Raw genomic sequence first — 20,220 nt, forward strand, 5'->3', positions numbered from 1 at the left:
GCGAACGGACCGTTCGCGCCCTTTCGCCACCCATTCCTGCGAATCTCGATGACTTTTGTTGCGAGCCGTCGTACGGTCGGGCTCATGGCACCTTCACAACCAGTACGCAAGCTCGTCCCTGCAACCGGCTCCACGAGCAGCGACGACAGACTCCCCACGAAGCTGCGCTCGATCCGATGTGACCCGGAATCGTTGCAGCGCATGAAAGATGACCAAGTCGTCGACCTCATCCGCGATACCGACGCGGAGATCTCCAAGCTGCAAGCTGTTCAGCTGAGAGCTATCGCAGATCTGAGTGTGCGGCGGAGACGGGAGCCCAGCGCGGCTTCGGAAGTAGCACTTGCCCTGTCCATAACCGAACATCGCGCCAGAGCCATCGTTTCGGCGGCCAGCGCACTGATCGTCCGACTCCCCCGCATGTTGAACCTCATGGACGACGGCAGGCTCGACCTGTACCGCGCCATGAAGGTCACCGACGCGACGGCCTGGCTGTCCCAAGAACACGTAGGCGCCGTCGATGCGACACTCGAGGACCGAGTCCCGGGACGGAACGCCACTCAGGTCCGCCGAGCGGCGACCTACGCCGCCGCGCAAGCCGACCCGGAAGGTGCGGCGCTCCGCACCGAGCAAAAGCTCATCGAGCGGCGACTCGCGCTGCATCACCACGACACCGGCGTGACCCACATTTCGGTCAACAACGCGCCTACCGAGAAGGCGACCGCTGCGTACGCCCGCATCGATCGGGCCGCGCGAGCGCTGAAGACTCCGCAAGAGGCTCGCACCTTGGATCAGCTCCGCGCGGATGTGGCCATGGATCTGTTGCTCAGCGGCGCGGGTGGCCCGAGCGAGCGCACCGAGGTCTTCCTGCACATCGACCTCGACACCTACCTCGGCCTCAGCGAAACACCAGCGGCCTTGGCCGGCCGCGGGCCGATCGCCGCCGCGGTGGCCCGCAACATCATCGGCGGGCCCAACACAGCACTGCGACGCGTTCTCACCGACCCTCGTACCGGTCAGGCCCTCGAACTTTCTCCGACGCGCTATCCCCTCCACCAGGACGAGTTCATCCGGGTCCGGGACCAGGAATGCCGGCAGCCGGGATGCACACGTCCTGCACAGCATTGCGGGATCGAAGCGACGCGTCCTGTGGGCGGAGCCGAAGGTACGGCGGATCAGCCCGTCACCTATTGCGCACGGCATCGCAGGCTGAAGAGACAACCCGGCTGGGACTACGAAGTCGCCTCGGACGGCACGGTGAACGTCGCTACGCCGGCGGGGCAGGTGCATTCGACGACGCCGCCGTCGATCCAGCCAGAGCAACGGCGGGGTAACCGAACCCGAAAGAAGGGTCGGAAGTAATGGTTGATCAGCGAGTACCCGAAATCTTCGCGCTACCCAAGACGATGTCCCCACCCTCGGAATCCGGCCGGTAGAGAACGACGACCTGGCCCGGAGCCACTCCACGCAGCGGCTCACGCAGGTGCACCGTCATGGTGTCGGAATCCACGTCGGCGACCGCGTCGACAATGCCTCCGTGGGCCCTGACCTGGACCACGCACTCGGTCGGTTCGGTCAGCGGGCTGCCGCTGGGCCAGATCGCCCGATCAGCCTCGATCACCTTGACACCGAGCTCGGCGGCGGGACCGACCTTGACGGAGCCGGACACCGGTTCGAGCGACAGGACGTACCGCGGACGACCGTCCGGTGCCGGAGCATCGATCCCCAGGCCTTTGCGCTGGCCGACCGTGAATCCGTGCACTCCGGTGTGCCGGCCGAGGACCGCACCCGTCTCCGCGTCGACGAGTTCGCCGGGGCGCTGCCCCAAACGGTCTTCCAAGAACTTCTTGGTGTCGCCGTCCGGGATGAAGCAGATGTCATGGCTGTCGGGCTTGTTGGCGACGGACAGGCCTCGCCGCTCTGCCTCGGCCCGAACATCGGACTTCCAGGAGTCGCCGAGGGGGAACATGGCGTGGCTGAGCTGTTCCGCGGTGAGGGAGGCGAGCACGTAGGACTGGTCCTTGCCGCTGTCCGCGCTACGGCGCAGCTCAGGCACACCGTCAACGACCGACAGGCGCGCGTAGTGGCCGGTGGCGACCGCGTCGAAGCCGAGCGCCATCGCCTTCTCGAGAAGAGCTTCGAACTTGATCTTCTCGTTGCAGGTCACGCACGGGTTAGGGGTGCGTCCGGCGGCGTATTCACCGACGAAGGTCTCGACGACCTCTTCGGTGAATCGCTCGGCGAAATCCCAGATGTAGAAAGGAATGCCAAGAATATCCGCGGCTCGCCGGGCATCGTGCGAGTCTTCGATCGTGCAGCACCCGCGCGAGCCGGTCCGCAATGTTCCCGGTTTGGCCGACAGCGCCAAGTGCACGCCGACGACGTCGTGTCCGGCGTCCACCGCGCGCGCTGCGGCGACTGCCGAGTCCACTCCTCCGCTCATCGCGGCCAATACCCGCATTGCCTTACACCTCTTGCTTCTGGGTCTGCTTGCGCATTCCGGCGAGGCCGGCCTGCCGTGCGCGCAGGACGACTCCGCCGATCTCGGCGGCCACTGCCTCGACATCGGCAGCTGTGGATGTGTGGCCGAGAGAGAAACGGAGAGAACCGCGGGCCGCGGCCGGATCGGCTCCCATGGCGAGCAGCACGTGGCTCGGCTGGGCGACGCCTGCGGTGCATGCCGATCCCGTCGAGCATTCAATGCCCTTGGCATCGAGCAGCATCAGCAGGCTGTCACCGGCACATCCGGGGAATGTGAAATGAGCGTGGCTGGGCAGCCTCTCGCCGTCTCCACCGTTGAGGACGACATCGGGGACTTCGCGCCTAACAACCTCGACGAGCTCGTCCCGGAGTCCCTCGACGCGCTTGGCGTAATCAGCTCGGGTGGTGACGCTGGTTCGAACTGCGGCCGCGAAACCCACGATCGCCGGAACGTCCAAGGTGCCGGAACGGACGTTGCGTTCCTGGCCGCCACCGTGCAGCAGGGGCACGCAAGTCACGTCCCGTCCGAGCAGAAGTGCTCCCACTCCGATCGGACCTCCGAGCTTGTGCCCGGTCAGGCTCAGGGCGGCTGCGCCGCTGGCGGCGAAATCCACCGGAACGGCGCCGACAGCTTGAACCGCATCAGTGTGGAAGGGGATTTCGAACTCGGCGCATACCGCCGCCAGGTCAGCGATCGGGTTGATCGTGCCGACCTCGTTGTTGGCCCACATCACGGTGGCCAGCGCCACGGTCTCGGGCTCCGCGGCGATGGCTGCGCGAAGGACGTCGGGGGAAACGCGTCCCTGGTCGTCCACGTCGAGCAAGACGACCTCGGCGCCGCCGTGGGCTTCGAGCCATTCGACAGTGTCGAGCACTGCGTGGTGCTCCGCGGCACCGCACAAGACGCGACGGCGCTGCTCTCGTTCTTCGTGGCGGGCCCAGTAGATGCCCTTGATCGCGAGATTGTCGCTCTCGGTGCCGCCGCCGGTGAAGATGACTTCGGAGGGGCGAGCGCCCAACGCGTCCGCGATGGTCTCGCGGGCTTCCTCGACCATCCGCCGCGCTCGGCGGCCCGAAGAATGCAGCGCGGAGGCGTTGCCCACGGTGGACAGCGCCTCGGTCATCGCCGTTATGGCTTCGGGCAACATCGGAGTGGTCGCCGCGTGGTCGAGATAGGTCATCGCTCTACCAGGGTAGTCCGCTTCAGCGCGTGACCAAGCCCACCCTGGCCCTCGAAGTGGGCTGTCACACCTTTGACGGCCACCGCCCCGTCAGCCGGACGCCCAGCAGCGCCAACGCCGTCAATGCGACGGTGAGCAGGGCCATCGCCGGCGACGGGGCCAGAACCGAGCCGACTACGCCGAGCAGGACGCCGCCCAGGCCGATCAGCAGGGCGGAGCCCACCCAGTCCGCGAGTTGCATCGCCGACGTGTTGAATCCGCGTTCACCTTCGGGTGAGTAGCGCAGCAGGAGGACCGAGATCGCGGGCATCGCGATCCCCATGCCTGCGCCACCGACTGCGCAGGCAGCGAACGCCAGCCAGCCGGTGCACCAGGGTTGCGAGACCAGGCCGAAGCCGACGAGCCCAACTGCGACCAGCCAAAACCCGGTGCGCAGCGAGGCCTCCCTCGACCAGTTGAGGAAGCGGCCTTGGGCTGCCGATGCCGCGGACCAGCCCAGCGCCGTGATCGTCAGGGGCAGGCCGGCGAGAGCCGGGCTGTAGCCATGGACGGCGCTCATCGTCAGCGGCAGGTAGGCCTCCATCCCGGCGTACGCCCCCGCGATCAGGGCGCGCGAAGCGACGACTGTCGGCAGGCCCGGGCGGGAGGTCAGCGTGCCGGCTGGCAGGAGGGTTCGCAGGGCGTAGCCCAGGGCTACGAGGCCCAGCGTGCCGTAGCCGAGGGAAAGGAGGGAGTGGTGCTGGGCCGCCCACGTCAGTGCCGCTACGCCGAGTGCGGCGATGATCGCCTGGGGCACGCTCGCGCGGCGGCCGTCGAGGGTCGGCGTGTGCGTGGGCAGCCGTCGGACGACCACGAGCAGCATGACCGCTCCGACGGCCACGAGCGGGACCAGGCCGAGGAAGATCCAGCGCCAGCCGATGCTGACCGTCACCAGGCCGGCGACCGAGGGGCCGATGACCGCCGGCAGGACCCAAGCTGCCGCGTTGGCCGCGTAGATGACCGGGCGTTCGTGGTCGGTGAATGTCAGCGCGATCAGGAGTGAGACCGACACCAGGAGCAGGCCGGAGCCGAAGCCCTGCAGGGCGCGGCCGAGGAGGAAGACCGGCATGCCGGTCGCCGCTCCCGCGACGATCAGGCCGGTCGCGAACAGCGCGGGGCCTGCGAGCAACGCCGGTGCTGGGCCGCGGCGGTCGCCGATGCGGCCGGACAGGACCGTGGCGACCACGCTGGAAATGAGGAAGGTCGTGAACGGCCACGAGTACAGGGCCAGACCGTCGAGGTCGGCGACCAGGGTCGGCATCGCCGTCGCCACGCCCATGTTCTCGAAAGCGACCAACGTGACCACGAGCAGCAGGGCGATCGTGGTCATCCGGTGTTCCGCGCTCCACAGCACACTTCGGCGGCGGGGTGCGGAGTCGATCGTCGAGGCCATGATCAGCAGCGTGCAACCTCCAGCCCGCTGGAGGTCAAGCCGCCTCAGGCGGTGCGGTGGGTCACCGGTTCCAGGGGCAGGTCGCGGGCCAGGGCGGCGGCCTCGCCGCGGGACGTGACGCTCAGCTTGTCGAGGATGTTGCGGACGTGGAACTTGACCGTGTGCTCGCTGAGCTGCAGCTGTTCGGCGATCTGCCGGTTGCGCAAGCCCTGGGAGATGCCCGACAGCACCTCGAGTTCGCGCGGGTTGAGGCGGTCCAGCGGGCGCAGTTCCGGCGGTTCGGCCACGCCGAGCGGGAGGACCGCCGTGATCGTCGTGCCCCAGCCGGGTACCGCGTCGACCTCCCAGCGGCCGCCCAGGGCTGTGAGGCGGTCGGTCAGGCCGCGGGCAGGGAGCGCGTCGGCGACCTCCGGGCAGTCGTCACGGACGGTGATGCGGAGCGTCGTTCCGTCCAGCCGCCAGGACGCTCGGAGGCGGGTGGTCGCCGGGCGGTCCAAGGCGGCGAGCACCAGGCCGCGGGTCAGGGTGCGGGCCGTGTGGGCGATGTCCTGGGGCAGGGACGCCTCGCCGATCGGGTCGGCGAGGTCGACGTCGACCTCGGTGTGCCGCACCAGGTCGGCCAGCTGCGTCTTCAGGACCGCGAAGGCCGCGTCGGCCTGCTCCACCGACAGGACCTGGTCGCGGTCGACCACGCCCTTGAGCGCGAGCATTGCGTCGGCCGCGAGGTCGACCGCGGTGCGGCGGGCGACGGTGTCGGAGAGGCGTCCGGAACGGAGCACCGCCAGGAGCGTGGTCAGCGTCGCCGCGTGGGTCTGGCCGAGGTCGGTGATCGCCTGGGCTCGTGCGGAGGCCGCGGCGAGGCTGCTGGCCAGGACGTCCGGGCCCGGGTCCGTCGCGCGCTGGGCCGCGTCCGTGCTGACGATGTGCCACAGCTGCGAGGCCAGCTCCAGATCAGCGGCGTCCAGCTCCCCGGCCTCCGGCACCACTGCGAGCACGGCGCTCTGGCCGATCGCTGGCGTCGATGCGAGCAGGACGATGCGGCGTTCGGTGCCGCCGAGGTCGCCGTCGATGACCAGGGCTTTGCCCGGCTCGCTGCGGTCGACCAGGCGCTGCAGCTCGACGCTGGTCACGGCGCCCGTGATCGCCTCGTCGCCGATGACCTTGAGCGGGCTGCGGGGGCAGTCGCCCGTCTGCATCGCGGCGGCGCGGTGCGGGATCAGCCTCCCCAGTTCCGTGGAGAATCGGCCGAAGAACTGGGGCCGGGGAGCCGACAACAGCCGGTCGACGACGTCGAGCACGTGCCGCGGGTCCGACCAGGAAGCGTCCATGGCGTCCAAGGTAGGCGCGTCCGTCGCCGGGCGGCCTGCTCGTCCGGCTAGTGAACACTGCTCGTCCGAGTGGTTCGGCGGGGCCGCCAGGGCGAGTTGACTGCGTGCAGAGGACATTCGAAGACCCACGATCCGAGGAGTGCCGAACACCATGCGAGCGATCACCTTCTCCGCTTACGGCGGGCCGGACGTCCTGCAGCTATCCGAGGTGCCGGTGCCGGAGCCCGGCCCGGGGCAGGTGCGGCTGGCCGTGCGGGCCGCCGGTGTCAACCCGATCGACTGGAAGATCCGCAACGGCTTCATGCGGCAGAACTTCGAGGTCCCCTTCCCGCACACGCCCGGCCTCGAGGTCGCCGGGGTCGTCGACGCCGTCGGTGAGGGGGCGGACTTCGCCGTCGGCGACGAGGTGTTCGGCTGGTCCGAGACCGGCGCTTACGCCGAGTACGCGCTGGCGAAGACGCTTGCGCCGAAGCCGACAGGCCTGTCGTGGGCGGACGCCGCGGCGTTGCCGGTCGCCGGGGAGACCGCGCTTCGCGTCCTCGGGCTACTGGGCGTCGGCGAGGGCGAGACGCTGCTGCTCCACGGCGCCAGCGGCACGGTCGGGCGGTTCGCCGCTCAGGTCGCCGTCGCGCAGGGGGTGACCGTCATCGGGACCGGCGGGAGCCGGAGCCTCGACGACCTGAAGTCGCTGGGCGTCGTTCCCGTGCTGTACGGCGACGGCTGGGAGGAGCGCGTCCGCGCGTCCGCGCCCGGGCCGGTCGACGCCGTGTTCGACGCCGCCGGGCACGGGGTGCTGCCGGGGTCCGTCGAGCTGCGGGGCACGAAGGAGCGGGTCATCACCATCGCCGACGCCGCCGCCTTCGAGCTGGGGATCCCGTTCTCCAGCGGGGGCGAGCAGAGCCGCGAGGTGCTGACCGGGATCGCCGGCTGGGTGACCGACCGCGGGGTCGGTCTCGCGCACGGCAAGAGCTACCCGCTCGCCGAGGCCGCCGCCGCGCAGGTCGAGAGCGAGGGCGGGCACCCCGGCGGGAAGCTCACGATCACCGTCGGCTGAGCCCGGCCGACCCGGGCCTGTCGCCGGATCGCGGCGACAGGGCCCGGATCACTTCGCGGGAGGCGAAGCCAGGGGCGCCGGCTGACGGCGTGCGGTCCGGCGGCGCCGCTGGGCCGGGATCTGGACCGTGCCCAGCGCGGAATGGACCGCCGCCTCGGCGAGGGCCGCCAGCTCACGGCGGTTTTCCGCGCGGCCGGGGGCGATCTCCGGGCAGATGTGGACTTCCAGGACCAGGCCGCGCAGCGCGGCGACCCGGCGTAGCGATGCGATCAGCGACTCCGGGCCGATGAACGCCGGGCGGCTGGTCTCGCGGCCGTCGGCGAGGCGGTACCGCAGCGCGATCGGGCGCACCGGGACACCGCCGTCGATGGCCGCCTGGAACGTCGCCGTCGTGAACTGGCCCGACGCGAGGCCGCACCAGGTTGTGCCCTCCGGGGTGACGCTCACCAGCGAACCCGTGCGAAGCGCGTCGGCGAGCGACGCCATCGTGGCGGGCAGCGTCGTCAGCCGCTCGCGGTCGAGGAAGATGCTGCCGCCGCGGCGGACCAGGCCGCCCAGCACCGGCCAGCCCGCGATCTCCTTCTTGGCCAGCGCGCGCATCGGGCGCAGGGCGTTGATCGCGACGATGTCCAGCCACGAGATGTGGTTGTTGACGACCAAGGCGCCGCGGCCGGCGGGCGCGGTCAGGAAGTCGGCGCCGCCATGGACGTCCAGGCGGACGCCGAACGCCCGCAGCACGCCGCGGAAGATCAGCCGGATCCGGCGTTCGCGGCCCCACGGCACCAGCAGCAGCGGCGCCGACAGCAGCGCCGCGAGCACCGCGGTGATCGCCGCCGCGAAGCGCAGGACCCGGCGCGGGAAGCCGACCACCGCGTCGCCGTCGGTCAGGCAGCCGTCGCCGCAGGGCGACGTCGGCATCCAGGCGTGGCTCATCCCTGGGTCCCGAGGAAGAACTTCAGGTAGCGCTCGTCGACGTTGTGCAGGTCCAGCACGACGAAGAAGTCCGCGACGCCGAAGTCGGCGTCGAGCGCGGGCGGCCCGTGGACCTTGGCGCCGAGGCGGACGTAGCCCTTGATCAGCGGCGGCAGCGTGGCGCGCGCCGGGCGTTCGATCTCCGAGGAGTCCCATGGGATCAGTGGCGAGACGCGGGTGGTCTCGTCCGAGTAGTGCTTGGTGCGCAGCAGGTCCCACACGCCGGCGGCGAAGGAACCGCCGTCGACCAGCGGGACGGAGGCGCAGCCGGCGAGGTACCGGTGGCCGGAAAGCAGCATGTAGCGGGCGATCCCGGCCCAGACCAGGCTGACGACGGCGCCGCTGCGGTGGTCGGGGTGCACGCAGGACCGGCCGGTTTCGACCAGGTGCGGCCGGATCCCGTCGAGCGCGCCCAGGTCGAACTCGCTGTCGGCGTAGAGCTTCCCGGCCCGCGCGGCGCGTCCGGGCGGCAGCATCCGGTAGCAGCCGACGATGTCGCCGGTGTTGTCGTCCCGGACCACGAGGTGGTCGCAGAACTCGTCGAACTCGTCGACGTCGAGACCGGGCCGGAGCGAGTGCAGCCGCGCCCCCATTTCCTCGGCGAAAACGCGGTGCCGGAGGCGTTGCGCGGCGACCACTTCGTCGTTCGCGTGGGCGACGAGGAGGGAGTACCGAGGAGCGTCCGCGGGGAGCTCGACACCCGCCTGATCAGTGCTGACGAGGAGCTGTGACGTCGTCATGGTCAAGGTGTACCCGCGCGTAGGAAGCCGCGGAGAGTGCCATCCGATGACCGATTAGTGCACGTTCAGTTAATGGCGGGTTCTCAGGCTTCTCTCAGGTCCCGAAATGCGGGAAGGGCCTCCCGGGGATATCCCGGGAGGCCCTTCCGGCGGGCTGGATCAGCCCTTGCGCTTCTCGACCGCTTCGGTCAGCTGCGGCGCGACGTTGAACAGGTCGCCGACGATGCCGAAGTCGGCGATCTCGAAGATCGGCGCCTCCGGGTCCTTGTTGACGGCGATGATCGTCTTCGACGTCTGCATGCCGGCGCGGTGCTGGATCGCGCCGGAGATGCCGAGCGCGATGTACAGCTGCGGCGACACGGTCTTGCCGGTCTGGCCCACCTGGAACTGCGCCGGGTAGTAGCCGGAGTCGACGGCGGCACGCGACGCGCCGACGGCCGCGCCGAGCGAGTCGGCCAGCTTCTCGACGACGTCGAACTTCTCCGCCGAGCCGACACCGCGGCCACCGGAGACCACGATCGAGGCCTCGGTCAGCTCCGGACGGTCACCGCCGGTCACCGGCTCGACGCCGGTGATCTTGGTGGCTTTCGCCGCGTCGACGGCGGGGATCTCGACGGTCTCTTCGGCCGCCGCGCCCTCGGCCGGCTCGGCCTCGACCGCGCCCGGGCGGATGGACACGACGGGCGCGCCCTTCGCGGACTTGGACTTGACGGAGAACGCGCCCCCGAAGATGGACTGGTCGATGACGCCGTCGCCGTTGACGCCCACGGCGTCGTAGATCAGGCCGGAGCCCAGGCGCACGGCCAGGCGGGCGGCGACCTCCTTGCCCTCACCGCTGGCGGTGACGAGCACGGCGGCCGGGGACGCCTGCTGCGCGAGCGCGGCGAGCACGTCCACCTTCGGGGTGACCAGGTAGTTCGCGGCGTCGTCGCCTTCCGCGACATAAACCTTGGCGGCACCGTGCGACGCCAGCGCCTGCTTCGCCTTGGCGGCGGTCCCGGTCGGGCCGACGACGACGGCCGACGGCTCACCGAGCGCGCGGGCGGCGGTCAGCAGCTCGAGCGTGACCTTCTTGACCTCACCGTCGACGTGGTCGACGAGGACGAGTACTTCAGCCATTGTTCTACTTCCTCCTCGAAGAACCGTTGTCAGATGAGCTTCTGGCCGACCAGGTACTCGGCGACCTTGGTGCCACCGTCGCCCTCGTCCTCGACCTTCTCGCCCGCGGTGCGCGGCGGCTTCGGCGAGGCTTCGGTCACGGCGGACCACGCGTTGCCGAGGCCGACCTCGCCCGCGTCGACGCCCAGGTCGGCGATGGTGAACGTCTCGACCGGCTTCTTCTTCGCGGCCATGATGCCCTTGAAGGACGGGTAGCGCGGCTCGTTGATCTTCTCGCCGACGCTCACGATCGCGGGCAGGCTCGCCTCGAGGTGCGTGAGGCCGTCCTCGGTCTCGCGGGTCGCCTTGATCGTCGAACCGTCGACGGTCAGCTCGCGCACGTAGGTGACCTGCGGCAGGCCGAGCAGCTCGGCGAGGATCGCCGGGACGGCGCCACCGCGGCCGTCAGAGGACTCGTTGCCGGCGATGACCAGGTCGAAGCCCTCGACCTTGCCGATCGCGGCGGCGAGCACCTTGGCGGTGGCGATCGCGTCGGAGCCGTGCAGCGCCTCATCCGAGACGTGGATGGCCTTGTCGGCGCCCATGGACAGCGCCTTGCGGATGGCGTCGGTCGCGCGATCCGGGCCCACCGAGATCACGGTGACCTCGCCCTCGCCGGCTTCCTTGATCTTCAGCGCCTCTTCGACGGCCTTCTCGTTGATCTCGTCGAGCACGGCGTCGGCGGATTCGCGGTCAAGGGTGTGGTCGGACCCGTTGAGCTTCCGCTCCGAGTAGGTGTCCGGTACCTGCTTGACCAGGACGACGATGTTGGTCATGGGTCTGCTTCGACCTCCCGGTTCGTGGCCCGCGGAAGACCACGGGACAGTGCTCTACTGGCCGGTAGATTAGGGCCAATCGGGGCGCAGGACACCCCGAGGTGACGCCATTCACCTGGATGCGCAATCTAGTGGGACTATCGTCCCAGTAGTCGACCGGTTACCCCACTTGAACTGCCGTTCGTCCGATCGGACCAACCACGGCCTACTCGCAGTGGATGTCAGGCATTAACCTTCCCCAGCATGCCCGCGCGCATCGCCGTCATCACCGACTCGAGCTCCTGCCTGCCCGACATCGTCGCCGCCCGCTGGGCGATCGGGGTCGTCCAGATCCAGCTGAACCTGGGTGGTCACTTCGACGACGAAAACCGCTTCGACCGCGGCGAGGTCATCGACGCGCTGAGAGCGGGGCAAGTCCTGACCACTTCGCCCCCGGATCCGGGGGCGTTCTTCTGGACCTACCAGGAGGCGGCCGCCGCCGGCGCGACCGCCATCGTCAGCATCCACATCTCCGGCCGCATGTCCGACACCGTCCGCGCGGCGCGGGACGCCGCCCAGCAGGTCCGCATCCCGGTGCACGTCCTCGACAGCCGCACCACCGGGATGAGCCTGGGGTTCGCGGTGGTGTCGGCGGCCCGGGCGGCCGCGGCGGGCGCGGACGCCGCGCGCGTCATCGAAGCCGCCGAACGCCGGTGCCACACCAGCACCGAGTTCATCTACGTCGACACGCTGGAGTACCTGCGCCGGGGCGGGCGGATCGGCGCCGCGCAGGCCATGATCGGCACCGCGTTCTCGATCAAGCCGCTGCTCACGGTCAAGGACGGCGAGGTCGCGCCGCTGGCCAGGGTCCCCGGCACGCGGCGGGCGCTGGCCAAGATGGTCGACCTCGCGGTGAAGAAGTCCGGCGGGTTCCGCGCCGACATCGCGGTGACCCGGTTCGGCGCCAGCGACCACGAGCTCGAGATCGGCAGGCAGATCGAACGCCGGGTGCCCGCGATGGCCGAGAGCATGGTCGTCGAGGCGAGCACGGTCATCGGCGCGCACCTCGGCCCGGGCGCGCTCGGCATCACGGTGTCACCGGTGGGCTGACGTGCCGCCCCGGGACCAGCAGGACCACGAGCGGGACCAGGACGCCGAGGCCGGTCGTTGCGATGATCAGCACCTGGTCGATCGGCTCGAAGTGCGCCACGTGGCCGAGGTGGTGGAGGAAGTGCGGCAGGCCGAACAGCAGGCCCGCCACGCCGGCCAGCCGGGCCACCGCTGTGGTGCCGATCACGGCGACGCCGACCAGCAGCGCCGCGAGGGCCAGGTTGAGGCCGCCGAAGTCGCGCAGGAGGTGCTCGTTGAAGGCGCCGTCCATGGCCACCCAGCCGGTGCGAAAACCGGGAAAGTCCTGGTAGAAGCCGGTGGGCGAGACCAGTGGCCAGATTCCGACCACGGCCTCGACCAGGCCGAAGACGACGAGCAGTACGCGGGTGCTGGTCCGTTGCATGACCACGGAACGAGGCGGCCGGGCCGGACGTGACACCCGCTAGGGTCGCGCAGGTGACCACCCCAGCCACCCGGGCCGAGGCGCTGCACCTGACCGGTGAACGGACCGTCCCCGGCATCGCCGAGGAGAATTATTGGTTCCGCCGCCACGAAGCCGCGTATGCCGCCCTGCTCCCCCACTGCGCGGACGCGACGGTGCTCGAAGCCGGCTGCGGTGAGGGCTACGGCGCGAGCCTCCTCGCGACCACGGCCCGCCGGGTGCTCGCGCTCGACTACGACGTGCCGACCACCGAGCACGTCGCCCGCCGCTACCCCGAACTCGCCGTCGCGCGGGCGAACCTGGCGTTCTTGCCGGTGCGCGACGGCGCGGTCGACGTCGTGGCCAACTTCCAGGTCATCGAGCACCTGTGGGACCAGGCGGGCTTCCTCACCGAGTGCCGGCGGATCTTGCCGGAAAACGGCAAACTGCTGGTCACGACGCCGAACCGGCTGACGTTCACGCCGGACAGCGACACGCCGCTGAACCCGTACCACACCCGTGAGCTGGCGCCGTCCGAACTGGCCGGGCTGCTCGACGACGCCGGTTTCGAGGTCGAGACGCTCCACGGGCTGCACCACGGCGAGGCCGTGCGCGCGCTCGACGAGCGGTACGGCGGTTCGATCATCGACGCCCAGCTCGACGTGGTCATGGGCGAGCTGCCCGGCCAGGCCGTCTGGCCGGCTGCGCTGCTCGCCGACGTCGCCGCGATCGAAGCGTCCGGGTTCGCCATCCACGGGGACGACCTGGACGCGAGCCTCGACCTGATCGCCGTGGCGGTGCGCCGATGAGTGAAGGGACGTTCTGCCTCGTCGTGCACAGCCACCTGCCGTGGCTGCCGCACCACGGGACCTGGCCGGTCGGTGAAGAATGGCTGTACCAGGCGTGGGCGCATTCGTACCTGCCGATGGTCGACCTGCTCGAACGGTTCGCCGCCGAAGGACGCCGGGACGTGCTGACGCTGGGCGTGACGCCGGTGCTGGCCGCGCAGCTCGACGACCCGTACAGCATCCGCGCGTTCCACGACTGGCTCGGCCACTGGCAGCTGCGCGCCCAGCACGCGGCGACGTTGTGGCGCGGCGACCCGCTGCTGCGCGAGCTCGCGGCGGCCGAGCACCGGACCGCGGTCCGCGCCGCCGAAGAGCTGGGCACGCGCTGGCGGCACGGCTTCTCCCCCGTGCTCCGCTCCCTGGTCGAAAATTCGACGATCGAGCTGCTCGGGGGCCCGCTGGCCCACCCGTTCCAGCCACTGCTGGACCCGCGGGTGCGCGAGTTCGCGCTGAACGCCGGGCTCGCCGACACGGCGCTGCGGGTCGGGTCGCGGCCCGAGGGGATCTGGGCGCCGGAGTGCGGCTACGCGCCCGGCATGGAAAACGACTACGCCGCCGCCGGCGTGCGGCGGTTCATGGTCGACGGCCCGTCGCTGCGCGGGGAGACCTGGGCCGCGCGGCCGGTCGGCACCAGCGACGTGGTCAGTTTCGGACGAGACCTCGAAGTCACCTACCGCGTCTGGTCGCCGAAGGCCGGGTACCCCGGGCACGCCGCGTACCGCGACTTCCACACCTGGCAGCACGAAGTCGGGCTGAAGGCGGCGCGGGTCACCGGCAAGACGGTCGAGCCGCAGGACAAGGCGCCCTACGACCCCGCGCTCGCCGCGGACGTGCTGCAGCAGCACGTCAAGGACTTCGTCGAAACGGTCGTGACGCGGCTGCGGTCGCTGAAGGCGCAGCACGGGCGTGAGGCGCTCGTGGTCGCCGCGTACGACACGGAGCTGTTCGGGCACTGGTGGCACGAAGGACCGGCCTGGCTGGAAGGCGTGCTGCGGGCGCTGCCCGAGGCCGGCGTCCGGGTGACGACGCTGAAGGGCGCGGTCGAAGCCGGGCACGTCGGCGAGCCGATCGACCTGCCGGCCTCGTCGTGGGGATCGGGCAAGGACTGGCGCGTCTGGGACGGCGAGCAGGTCAAGGACATGGTCGAGGCCAACTCGGCGCTGCAGCGGCGGCTGCTCGACCTCGTGGCCGATTTGGGGACGACGGCCCGGGACACCGTCGCCGACCAGGCCGTCGCCGAGGCGATGCTGGCGCTGGAAAGCGACTGGGCGTTCATGGTCACCAAGGACTCCGCCGCGGACTACGCGCGCCGCCGCGCGGCCGTCCACACCGAACGCTTCGACGCGCTGGCCGGGCTGCTGCGCCGCGGCGACCGCGCGCGGGCCGAAGAACTCGCCGCCGCCTACCGCGCCGACGACGGACCGTTCGGGCACCTCGACGCCCGGGCGCTGAAGCACGACTGAAAGGGACCCATGGGAATCCACGAAATTCCGGTCAAGACCCTCGACGGGCAGGACAGCTCGCTGAGCTCCCTCGCCGGCAAGGCCCTGCTCGTGGTCAACGTCGCGTCGAAGTGCGGCCTGACCCCGCAGTACTCCGGCCTCGAGCGGCTGCAGGAACGCTTCGGCGGCCAGGGCTTCTCCGTGGTCGGCTTTCCGTGCAACCAGTTCGCAGGGCAGGAACCGGGCAGTGCCGAGGAGATCCAGACGTTCTGCTCGACGACCTACGGCGTCGCGTTCCCGCTGTTCGAGAAGATCGACGTCAACGGCGAGGGACGGCACCCGCTCTACGCGGAGCTGACCAAGACCGCCGACGCCGAGGGTGCCGCGGGCGACGTCCAGTGGAACTTCGAGAAGTTCCTGGTCGGCGCGGACGGCGAGGTCCTGGCGCGGTTCCGGCCGCGCACCGAGCCCGAGGACGAGACGGTCGTCAAGGCCATCGAAGCGGCGCTGCCGGCCTGACACCGCGGCGGGGGACGCCGGTCCCCCGCCGTCGCCGGAATTCACCGGATCGGCGGGAAACAGCGGCCGTCCGGGTATCACGCAAACGCAACCGAAAATGGTTGTCGTGATCCGGACGGGCGGTTCAGGGGTGATCAGCCTGCCCTTTTCCCCTCTCCGCACCGAATAATTTTCCCGACGCCATTCCGGCGTCGACGTGCGGGAGAAGGGACCACCCCATGATCACCACCAGACGCCGGGCCGCGCTGGCCGCGTTCCCCGTGGCACTCGGGCTGCTGCTGGCCGGCCCCGCGGTGGGGACCGCGTCGGCCGCGACGGCGTCCACCACGGACGTCCAGGCCCGCCACTGCCTGCTGCTGTGCGTCGGGCACCACCATCACCACGGGTACGTCAACGTGCTCGGCCTGGGTCTCTGGCTGCACCTGTAGCGGGCCCGCCGCGCCGGGGGCGATGGCCTCTGCCCCGGCGCGGCGCCCGGTCACAGCCCGAGCTGGGCGCGCCCGACGGCGTTGAGATCGTCCATTGTGGCCCGGCCGGTCCAGTTCACTTCGTAGTCTTCGGGCGCGAAATCGCCCGGGCTCGCGCCGGCCAGGAAAGCACGGCCGCATTTTTCGGCGTACGCGGCGTTTTTCGCGCAATGCGGGCTCGCCGGGATGTACATGACGTTTCCCCACCGGTCCGGATTGGTGCCGTCGGCGACCGCGTGGACGACGTCGCCGTGCCACCACACCGTGTCGCCCGGCTCGACGTCGGGGATCGACGTCAGCGCCGGCAGCAGGTCGTCGTGGTACTTGTCGTTGACCGGCAACGCCTGGCCGTTGGCCGCGCCGCAGAGGTCGTCGTCGGGGATGTCGTCCTGAAGCGCGCGAAGCAGGACGTACGCGATCGCCGACGGGATCGGTACGACGTGCAGCACGCCGTCGCCTTGCCGCATTTCCGACAACGCGGTCCAGCCCTGGAAGGTGCGGAAGGCCGAGCACATCACCGTCGACGGGTACTCGTCGACTTCGGTGCGGAGGGCGCCGTCCCACGGGTCGTAGGCACGCCAGTCGCCGTCGAAGACGTGCCGGAAGACCCGCTGATAGGCGGGCAGCAGCCAGCGTTCGACCGAGCCGGAGTCGGTGTGGGCGGACAGGCCGAGCGACGCCGAGCCGGGCGCGCGGCGGCGGATGCGGTCGGGATAGGCCGTGTCGCGATCCGGGTCGAACCAGACGCGGCCCTCGGATTCGTGCCGCCAGAAGGAGTTGAGAAAGCGCCGGACGGCGACCATGTGCTCGTGCTGGCGTGCCTGGATCTGCGGCTTCGACCAGTAGACGGGGTAGATCTGCGGCTGGCCGGAGGCGAGTCCGGCGAAGACGTCGTCGGCCGGGCCCTGGTAGGTACCGGCGAAGTCGTTGTCCGCGAGGTAGGTGGCGAGCTCGGCGTCCCAGGTTTCGGCCGTCTCGCGCGGGAAGGTGCCTTTGACGACGGCGCAGCCGCGGCGCCGGATCGCGTCGAGCGTCCGCTGCGGCACGGTTCCTTCGGCGATGTCGCGAAACCGGACCACGGGAAAGGCGTCCGGATCCGCGGCGACGGCGTCGACCTCCCGGCGCATCCACTCCCGGACGCCGGCGAACGCGCCGACGACGTCGCCGATCCGGGCGCGCAGGTCCTGTTTGGTGCGGGTGACGGCCTCGGCCATGTTCGCGGGCAGTTCGGTGGTGGTCATCGGCGTCCTCCGTTTTTGGTTAGGACTCCTTACTAGAATGTCCCCGCTACGGTAACCCCAGTTCCTTCCCCGCCACAAGAGGTGCGATGTCCGACCCCGACCGGCCGCTCCCGCGCCTGGCGATGCTGCGGGCCATGACCGACCGCGCGGTGCTCGACCAGGTCTTCGGCCACGGCCGGACCACGCGTGCCGAGCTCGCCGCGGCCACCGGGATCTCGAAGCCGACGATCTCGGAGTCCGTCCGGCGACTCGAAACGGCGGGTGCGCTCCGGGCCACCGGCACCGACCCGACCGGCCGCCGCGGCCGGATCGCCACGTTCTACGAGCTGGCCGCCGACGCCGGGCGCGTCGTCGCCGCGGAGGTGAACCAGCAGGGCGTCCGCACGGTGACGACCGATCTGACCGGAGCCGTCCTGGCCACCGAGCGGAACGCGCCGGACGGGCGGCCGATCACCGAGGCGGTCCGGGCGGCCGTCGCCGCCGCGAGCGCCGCGGGGACGGGGCCGGTGCGAGCCACCGCGGTCTCGGTGGCCAACCCGGTGGACCCGGTCACGCACGAGGTCGTCGCGCTGCCGGGGTCACCGTTCCCCGAGGGCCGGCTCCGGGCCGAGGAGGTCGGTTCCGGCGTGCTGCTCGACAACGACGTCAACTTCTCGGCGCTCGCCGAACGGCGGGAGGGCGCCGCTCGGGAGGCGAAGAGCTTCGCCTACGTCTACGTCGGCGCGGGGCTCGGCGTGAGCCTCTACGTCGGCGACCAGCTCGTCCGCGGCGCGCACGGGCTGGCCGGTGAGATCGGGTACCTGGACAGCTCGGGCTCGACGCTGGCCGCCGCGCTCGCCGACCAGGGGTTCGGCCGGGCGGATGCGCCTTCGCTCGACGTTGGCTCGATTTTGACCACGCTCGACCGGGTCGCCGAAGACGCCGTCGCCGCGGAACGGCTGAAGCTGCTCGGGGCGACGCTCGGCCGGGCGGTGGCCGCGATCTGCACCATCGTCGACCCGGACCTCGTGCTGCTGGGTGGGCCGGCCGGGAGCCGGGCGGAGCTCGTGGCCGAAATCCGGCGAACCGTCCGCGCGATGACGCCCGGCCCGGTCCGGGTCGAAGCCGGCGAAGTGACGGACTCGGCGGCGCTACGCGGGGCGCTGTTGTCGGCGCTCGACCACGGCCGGGACAGCCTGCTCAAGGCGGTTGCCGAAAGTTGACCACGCCGCTGACCAGCGTAAAGCCGGTCAACGCGAGCCCGCCTCGATCACCGCTTTCGCGCATTTCGCGACCACGGCCGGGTCGGCTTTGACCACCCAGCGGTCGTAGGTCAGCAGGCCGTTGACCTCATTCTCGACATCGGTCGTCTGGGTGTAGACGGCACCGGACAACCCGCGCTCCGCCACCACGCGCTCGAGGGCCGCGCTCACCTCCGCGTAGCGCTCGGTGAGCCGCTCGCGCGTGGGCGTCATCTCGTACGCGTTCGGCGGGCCCGGCCAGCGGTGGTCGTCCAAGACCAGGCCGAGGCCGCCGTACTCGCCGTCGACAAGCGCGCGGGTGTCGTGGACCGAAGGGTCGCCGGGGCCGACGTACGTGTGGTCGTCGTAGACGTCGCCGGCACCGGAGTCCGGGCGGGAGAAGCAGCAGTTGACGCCGCTGTTCGCGATCACCAGGCGCGTCGGGTCGAGGGCTTTGACCAGTTCCGCGACACGGGCCGTGTCGAATTCGCCCCAGCCCTCGTTGAACGGCACCCAGCCCACGATCGACGGGACCGCCCGCAGCTGTTCGATCATTTTGATCAATTCCGCTTCGAACCGTTCGCGGGCCCGCGGGACCGGGTCCGGCGCGATCCCGGGCGGGCCGTCGAACGACACCGTCAGCGACGGCATGTCCTGCCAGACGACCAAGCCCAGCGTGTCGGCCCAGAAGTACCAGCGGGCCGGCTCCACCTTGACGTGCTTGCGGACGAAGTTGAAGCCCAGCTCCTTGGTCTTTTCGAGGTCGAAGCGCAGGGCTTCGTCGGTGGGCGCGGTGGAGATGCCGTCCGGCCAATAGCCCTGATCGAGCGGTCCGTGCAAAAAAGTGACACGGCCGTTGAGGGCGATCCGCGGGCGACCCTGCTCGTCCGGGACCAGGCCGATCGTCCGCAGGCCCGCATAGCTGCCGACCTCGTCGAGGAGCATGCCGTGCCGGTCGCGGAGTTCGACGCGCAGGTCGTAGAGGTGCGGGTCGTCGGGCGTCCAGAGGCGCGGCGAGGGGACGTCCACGCGGACCGACGTCCCGGCCGCACCTGACGCGCGGGCCACCTCCTCGCCGTTTGCCGAAAACACGACAACGACCTCGGCGCCGCCGGTGACCTGCGGGAACACCGTCACGCCGGTCAGGTCCGGGGTCAGGTCGAGCCGGTCGACGCGGTGGTCGGGCACCGGCTCCAGCCAGACCGTTTGCCAGATTCCGGACGACGCCGTGTAGCAGATGCCGCCGGGGGTGTTGCGCTGCTTGCCGACCGGGAAGGTCTCGATGTCGGTGCGGTCCTCGGTCCGCACGGTCAGCTCCTGCGGCCCCGACGCGCGCAGGACGTCGGTGATGTCCGCGCTGAACGCCGTGTAGCCGCCTTCGTGGGTCGCGACGAGCTGGTTGTTGACCCACACCTTCGCCGTCTGGTCGACCGCGCCGAAGTGCAGGAGGATCCGCGAGCCGGTCCAGTCCGGCGGGACGTCGAAGAGCCGCCGGTACCAGAGGACTTCGTCGCGTCGTCCGATTCCGGACAACGCCGACTCCGGCGGGAACGGCACCAGGATCCGCTCGGCGTACCCGGACGGCCGTGGTTCGTCCGGCGACGACGGCCAGCCCGCGTACTCCCAGACGCCGTTCAGGTTCAGCCAGCGGTGCCGCGTCAGCTGGGGCCGCGGATACTCGGGCAGCGCGTTCCCCGGAGCGACGTCGCCGCTCCACGGGGTCGGCAAGGGCGGGTCGAGCCGGCGCCAGCCGGTGTCGTCGGGAGAAGTCATCCCGGCCGATGGTGGCAGAGTTCGGCGGGCCCGCCAGTGATCGGGATCACATGTGAACACTTCGCGAGTACGGGCGCGTCG

General features: G+C 70.6%; 19 protein-coding genes. 8 read left to right on the plus strand and 11 right to left on the minus strand.

Features of this window, described 5'->3' with window-relative positions; genetic code table 11:
* The first annotated feature begins 84 nt into the window (after positions 1–84).
* Positions 85–1,359: a DUF222 domain-containing protein gene (locus tag H4696_RS25045; RefSeq protein WP_086861588.1), complete on the plus strand. Its 1,275-nt coding sequence runs from the start codon at positions 85–87 to the stop codon at positions 1,357–1,359.
* A gap of 7 nt (positions 1,360–1,366) precedes the next feature.
* On the opposite strand, the gene mnmA is transcribed toward H4696_RS25045, so the two are convergent.
* From mnmA to H4696_RS25065, 4 genes are all read right to left on the minus strand, one after another.
* Positions 1,367–2,458, minus strand: coding sequence for a tRNA 2-thiouridine(34) synthase MnmA (gene mnmA, locus H4696_RS25050; protein ID WP_086861589.1), 1,092 nt, complete (start codon positions 2,456–2,458; stop codon positions 1,367–1,369).
* A gap of 4 nt (positions 2,459–2,462) precedes the next feature.
* On the minus strand, positions 2,463–3,659 hold the full coding sequence (locus H4696_RS25055; protein ID WP_086861590.1) for a cysteine desulfurase family protein: 1,197 nt from the start codon (positions 3,657–3,659) through the stop codon (positions 2,463–2,465).
* 64 nt (positions 3,660–3,723) lie between these two features.
* The gene (locus tag H4696_RS25060; RefSeq protein WP_086861591.1) at positions 3,724–5,091 is read right to left on the minus strand and encodes an MFS transporter; all 1,368 of its coding nucleotides are present in this window, start codon (positions 5,089–5,091) and stop codon (positions 3,724–3,726) included.
* Between the two features lie 44 nt (positions 5,092–5,135).
* Positions 5,136–6,419 carry a helix-turn-helix transcriptional regulator gene (locus tag H4696_RS25065; protein WP_086861592.1) on the minus strand — a complete coding sequence of 428 codons (1,284 nt, stop codon included), beginning with the start codon at positions 6,417–6,419 and terminating at the stop codon, positions 5,136–5,138.
* 151 nt (positions 6,420–6,570) lie between these two features.
* Between H4696_RS25065 and H4696_RS25070 the strand changes: the two genes are divergently transcribed.
* On the plus strand, positions 6,571–7,473 hold the full coding sequence (locus H4696_RS25070) for an NADP-dependent oxidoreductase (protein ID WP_086861613.1): 903 nt from the start codon (positions 6,571–6,573) through the stop codon (positions 7,471–7,473).
* Between the two features lie 48 nt (positions 7,474–7,521).
* Here H4696_RS25070 and H4696_RS25075 read toward each other — a convergent pair whose 3' ends face one another.
* The 4 genes from H4696_RS25075 to H4696_RS25090 form a co-directional block, all read right to left on the minus strand.
* Positions 7,522–8,406 carry a lysophospholipid acyltransferase family protein gene (locus H4696_RS25075; RefSeq protein WP_086861593.1) on the minus strand — a complete coding sequence of 295 codons (885 nt, stop codon included), beginning with the start codon at positions 8,404–8,406 and terminating at the stop codon, positions 7,522–7,524.
* On the minus strand, positions 8,403–9,185 hold the full coding sequence (locus H4696_RS25080) for a GNAT family N-acetyltransferase (RefSeq protein ID WP_086861594.1): 783 nt from the start codon (positions 9,183–9,185) through the stop codon (positions 8,403–8,405). Before H4696_RS25080 ends, H4696_RS25075 begins: the two co-directional genes overlap by 4 nt.
* Positions 9,186–9,344: 159 nt before the next feature.
* On the minus strand, positions 9,345–10,304 hold the full coding sequence (locus H4696_RS25085; protein ID WP_086861595.1) for an electron transfer flavoprotein subunit alpha/FixB family protein: 960 nt from the start codon (positions 10,302–10,304) through the stop codon (positions 9,345–9,347).
* A gap of 29 nt (positions 10,305–10,333) precedes the next feature.
* A complete protein-coding gene (locus tag H4696_RS25090) occupies positions 10,334–11,119 on the minus strand; it encodes an electron transfer flavoprotein subunit beta/FixA family protein (RefSeq protein WP_086861596.1) in 786 nt (261 codons plus the stop codon).
* Positions 11,120–11,362: 243 nt separating this feature from the next.
* Between H4696_RS25090 and H4696_RS25095 the strand changes: the two genes are divergently transcribed.
* Positions 11,363–12,208: a DegV family protein gene (locus H4696_RS25095; RefSeq protein ID WP_086861597.1), complete on the plus strand. Its 846-nt coding sequence runs from the start codon at positions 11,363–11,365 to the stop codon at positions 12,206–12,208.
* Here H4696_RS25095 and H4696_RS25100 read toward each other — a convergent pair.
* Positions 12,186–12,611, minus strand: coding sequence for a hypothetical protein (locus H4696_RS25100; RefSeq protein ID WP_169735025.1), 426 nt, complete (start codon positions 12,609–12,611; stop codon positions 12,186–12,188). The genes H4696_RS25095 and H4696_RS25100 overlap by 23 nt on opposite strands.
* A gap of 53 nt (positions 12,612–12,664) precedes the next feature.
* Between H4696_RS25100 and H4696_RS25105 the strand changes: the two genes are divergently transcribed.
* The 4 genes from H4696_RS25105 (at position 12,665) to H4696_RS25120 (ending at position 15,866) form a co-directional block, all read left to right on the plus strand.
* On the plus strand, positions 12,665–13,438 hold the full coding sequence (locus H4696_RS25105; RefSeq protein WP_086861599.1) for a class I SAM-dependent methyltransferase: 774 nt from the start codon (positions 12,665–12,667) through the stop codon (positions 13,436–13,438).
* Complete coding sequence (locus H4696_RS25110; protein WP_192782521.1) at positions 13,435–14,940, plus strand: 1,4-alpha-glucan branching protein domain-containing protein; 1,506 nt, start codon at positions 13,435–13,437, stop codon at positions 14,938–14,940. The genes H4696_RS25105 and H4696_RS25110 overlap by 4 nt, the downstream gene beginning before the upstream one ends.
* Positions 14,941–14,949: 9 nt before the next feature.
* A complete protein-coding gene (locus H4696_RS25115; RefSeq protein WP_086861601.1) occupies positions 14,950–15,438 on the plus strand; it encodes a glutathione peroxidase in 489 nt (162 codons plus the stop codon).
* Between the two features lie 218 nt (positions 15,439–15,656).
* Positions 15,657–15,866 carry a hypothetical protein gene (locus H4696_RS25120; protein ID WP_086861602.1) on the plus strand — a complete coding sequence of 70 codons (210 nt, stop codon included), beginning with the start codon at positions 15,657–15,659 and terminating at the stop codon, positions 15,864–15,866.
* 50 nt (positions 15,867–15,916) lie between these two features.
* Here the strand turns inward: H4696_RS25120 and H4696_RS25125 are convergent, their stop codons facing one another.
* Positions 15,917–17,146, minus strand: a complete 1,230-nt coding sequence (locus H4696_RS25125; RefSeq protein ID WP_086861603.1) for a YbiU family protein — start codon at positions 17,144–17,146, stop codon at positions 15,917–15,919.
* Between the two features lie 86 nt (positions 17,147–17,232).
* Here H4696_RS25125 and H4696_RS25130 point away from each other — a divergent pair, with 86 nt between their 5' ends.
* Positions 17,233–18,348, plus strand: coding sequence for an ROK family transcriptional regulator (locus tag H4696_RS25130; RefSeq protein WP_086861604.1), 1,116 nt, complete (start codon positions 17,233–17,235; stop codon positions 18,346–18,348).
* 27 nt (positions 18,349–18,375) lie between these two features.
* On the opposite strand, the gene H4696_RS25135 is transcribed toward H4696_RS25130, so the two are convergent.
* On the minus strand, positions 18,376–20,139 hold the full coding sequence (locus tag H4696_RS25135) for a glycoside hydrolase family 2 protein (RefSeq protein ID WP_086861605.1): 1,764 nt from the start codon (positions 20,137–20,139) through the stop codon (positions 18,376–18,378).
* Positions 20,140–20,220: the final 81 nt, after the last annotated feature.

It is taken from the genome of Amycolatopsis lexingtonensis (assembly GCF_014873755.1).
In the GTDB taxonomy this organism is placed as follows: Bacteria; Actinomycetota; Actinomycetes; order Mycobacteriales; family Pseudonocardiaceae; genus Amycolatopsis; species Amycolatopsis lexingtonensis.

What these genes read in the sequence shown, in the direction of transcription:
- H4696_RS25045 (WP_086861588.1), top strand. Translation starts at nt 85, where the DNA reads ATGGCACCTTCACAACCAGTACGCAAGCTCGTCCCTGCAACCGGCTCC.
- mnmA (WP_086861589.1), bottom strand. Translation starts at nt 2,458, where the DNA reads ATGCGGGTATTGGCCGCGATGAGCGGAGGAGTGGACTCGGCAGTCGCC.
- H4696_RS25055 (WP_086861590.1), bottom strand. Translation starts at nt 3,659, where the DNA reads ATGACCTATCTCGACCACGCGGCGACCACTCCGATGTTGCCCGAAGCC.
- H4696_RS25060 (WP_086861591.1), bottom strand. Translation starts at nt 5,091, where the DNA reads ATGGCCTCGACGATCGACTCCGCACCCCGCCGCCGAAGTGTGCTGTGG.
- H4696_RS25065 (WP_086861592.1), bottom strand. Translation starts at nt 6,419, where the DNA reads ATGGACGCTTCCTGGTCGGACCCGCGGCACGTGCTCGACGTCGTCGAC.
- H4696_RS25070 (WP_086861613.1), top strand. Translation starts at nt 6,571, where the DNA reads ATGCGAGCGATCACCTTCTCCGCTTACGGCGGGCCGGACGTCCTGCAG.
- H4696_RS25075 (WP_086861593.1), bottom strand. Translation starts at nt 8,406, where the DNA reads ATGAGCCACGCCTGGATGCCGACGTCGCCCTGCGGCGACGGCTGCCTG.
- H4696_RS25080 (WP_086861594.1), bottom strand. Translation starts at nt 9,185, where the DNA reads ATGACGACGTCACAGCTCCTCGTCAGCACTGATCAGGCGGGTGTCGAG.
- H4696_RS25085 (WP_086861595.1), bottom strand. Translation starts at nt 10,304, where the DNA reads ATGGCTGAAGTACTCGTCCTCGTCGACCACGTCGACGGTGAGGTCAAG.
- H4696_RS25090 (WP_086861596.1), bottom strand. Translation starts at nt 11,119, where the DNA reads ATGACCAACATCGTCGTCCTGGTCAAGCAGGTACCGGACACCTACTCG.
- H4696_RS25095 (WP_086861597.1), top strand. Translation starts at nt 11,363, where the DNA reads ATGCCCGCGCGCATCGCCGTCATCACCGACTCGAGCTCCTGCCTGCCC.
- H4696_RS25100 (WP_169735025.1), bottom strand. Translation starts at nt 12,611, where the DNA reads ATGCAACGGACCAGCACCCGCGTACTGCTCGTCGTCTTCGGCCTGGTC.
- H4696_RS25110 (WP_192782521.1), top strand. Translation starts at nt 13,435, where the DNA reads ATGAGTGAAGGGACGTTCTGCCTCGTCGTGCACAGCCACCTGCCGTGG.
- H4696_RS25115 (WP_086861601.1), top strand. Translation starts at nt 14,950, where the DNA reads ATGGGAATCCACGAAATTCCGGTCAAGACCCTCGACGGGCAGGACAGC.
- H4696_RS25120 (WP_086861602.1), top strand. Translation starts at nt 15,657, where the DNA reads ATGATCACCACCAGACGCCGGGCCGCGCTGGCCGCGTTCCCCGTGGCA.
- H4696_RS25125 (WP_086861603.1), bottom strand. Translation starts at nt 17,146, where the DNA reads ATGACCACCACCGAACTGCCCGCGAACATGGCCGAGGCCGTCACCCGC.
- H4696_RS25130 (WP_086861604.1), top strand. Translation starts at nt 17,233, where the DNA reads ATGTCCGACCCCGACCGGCCGCTCCCGCGCCTGGCGATGCTGCGGGCC.
- H4696_RS25135 (WP_086861605.1), bottom strand. Translation starts at nt 20,139, where the DNA reads ATGACTTCTCCCGACGACACCGGCTGGCGCCGGCTCGACCCGCCCTTG.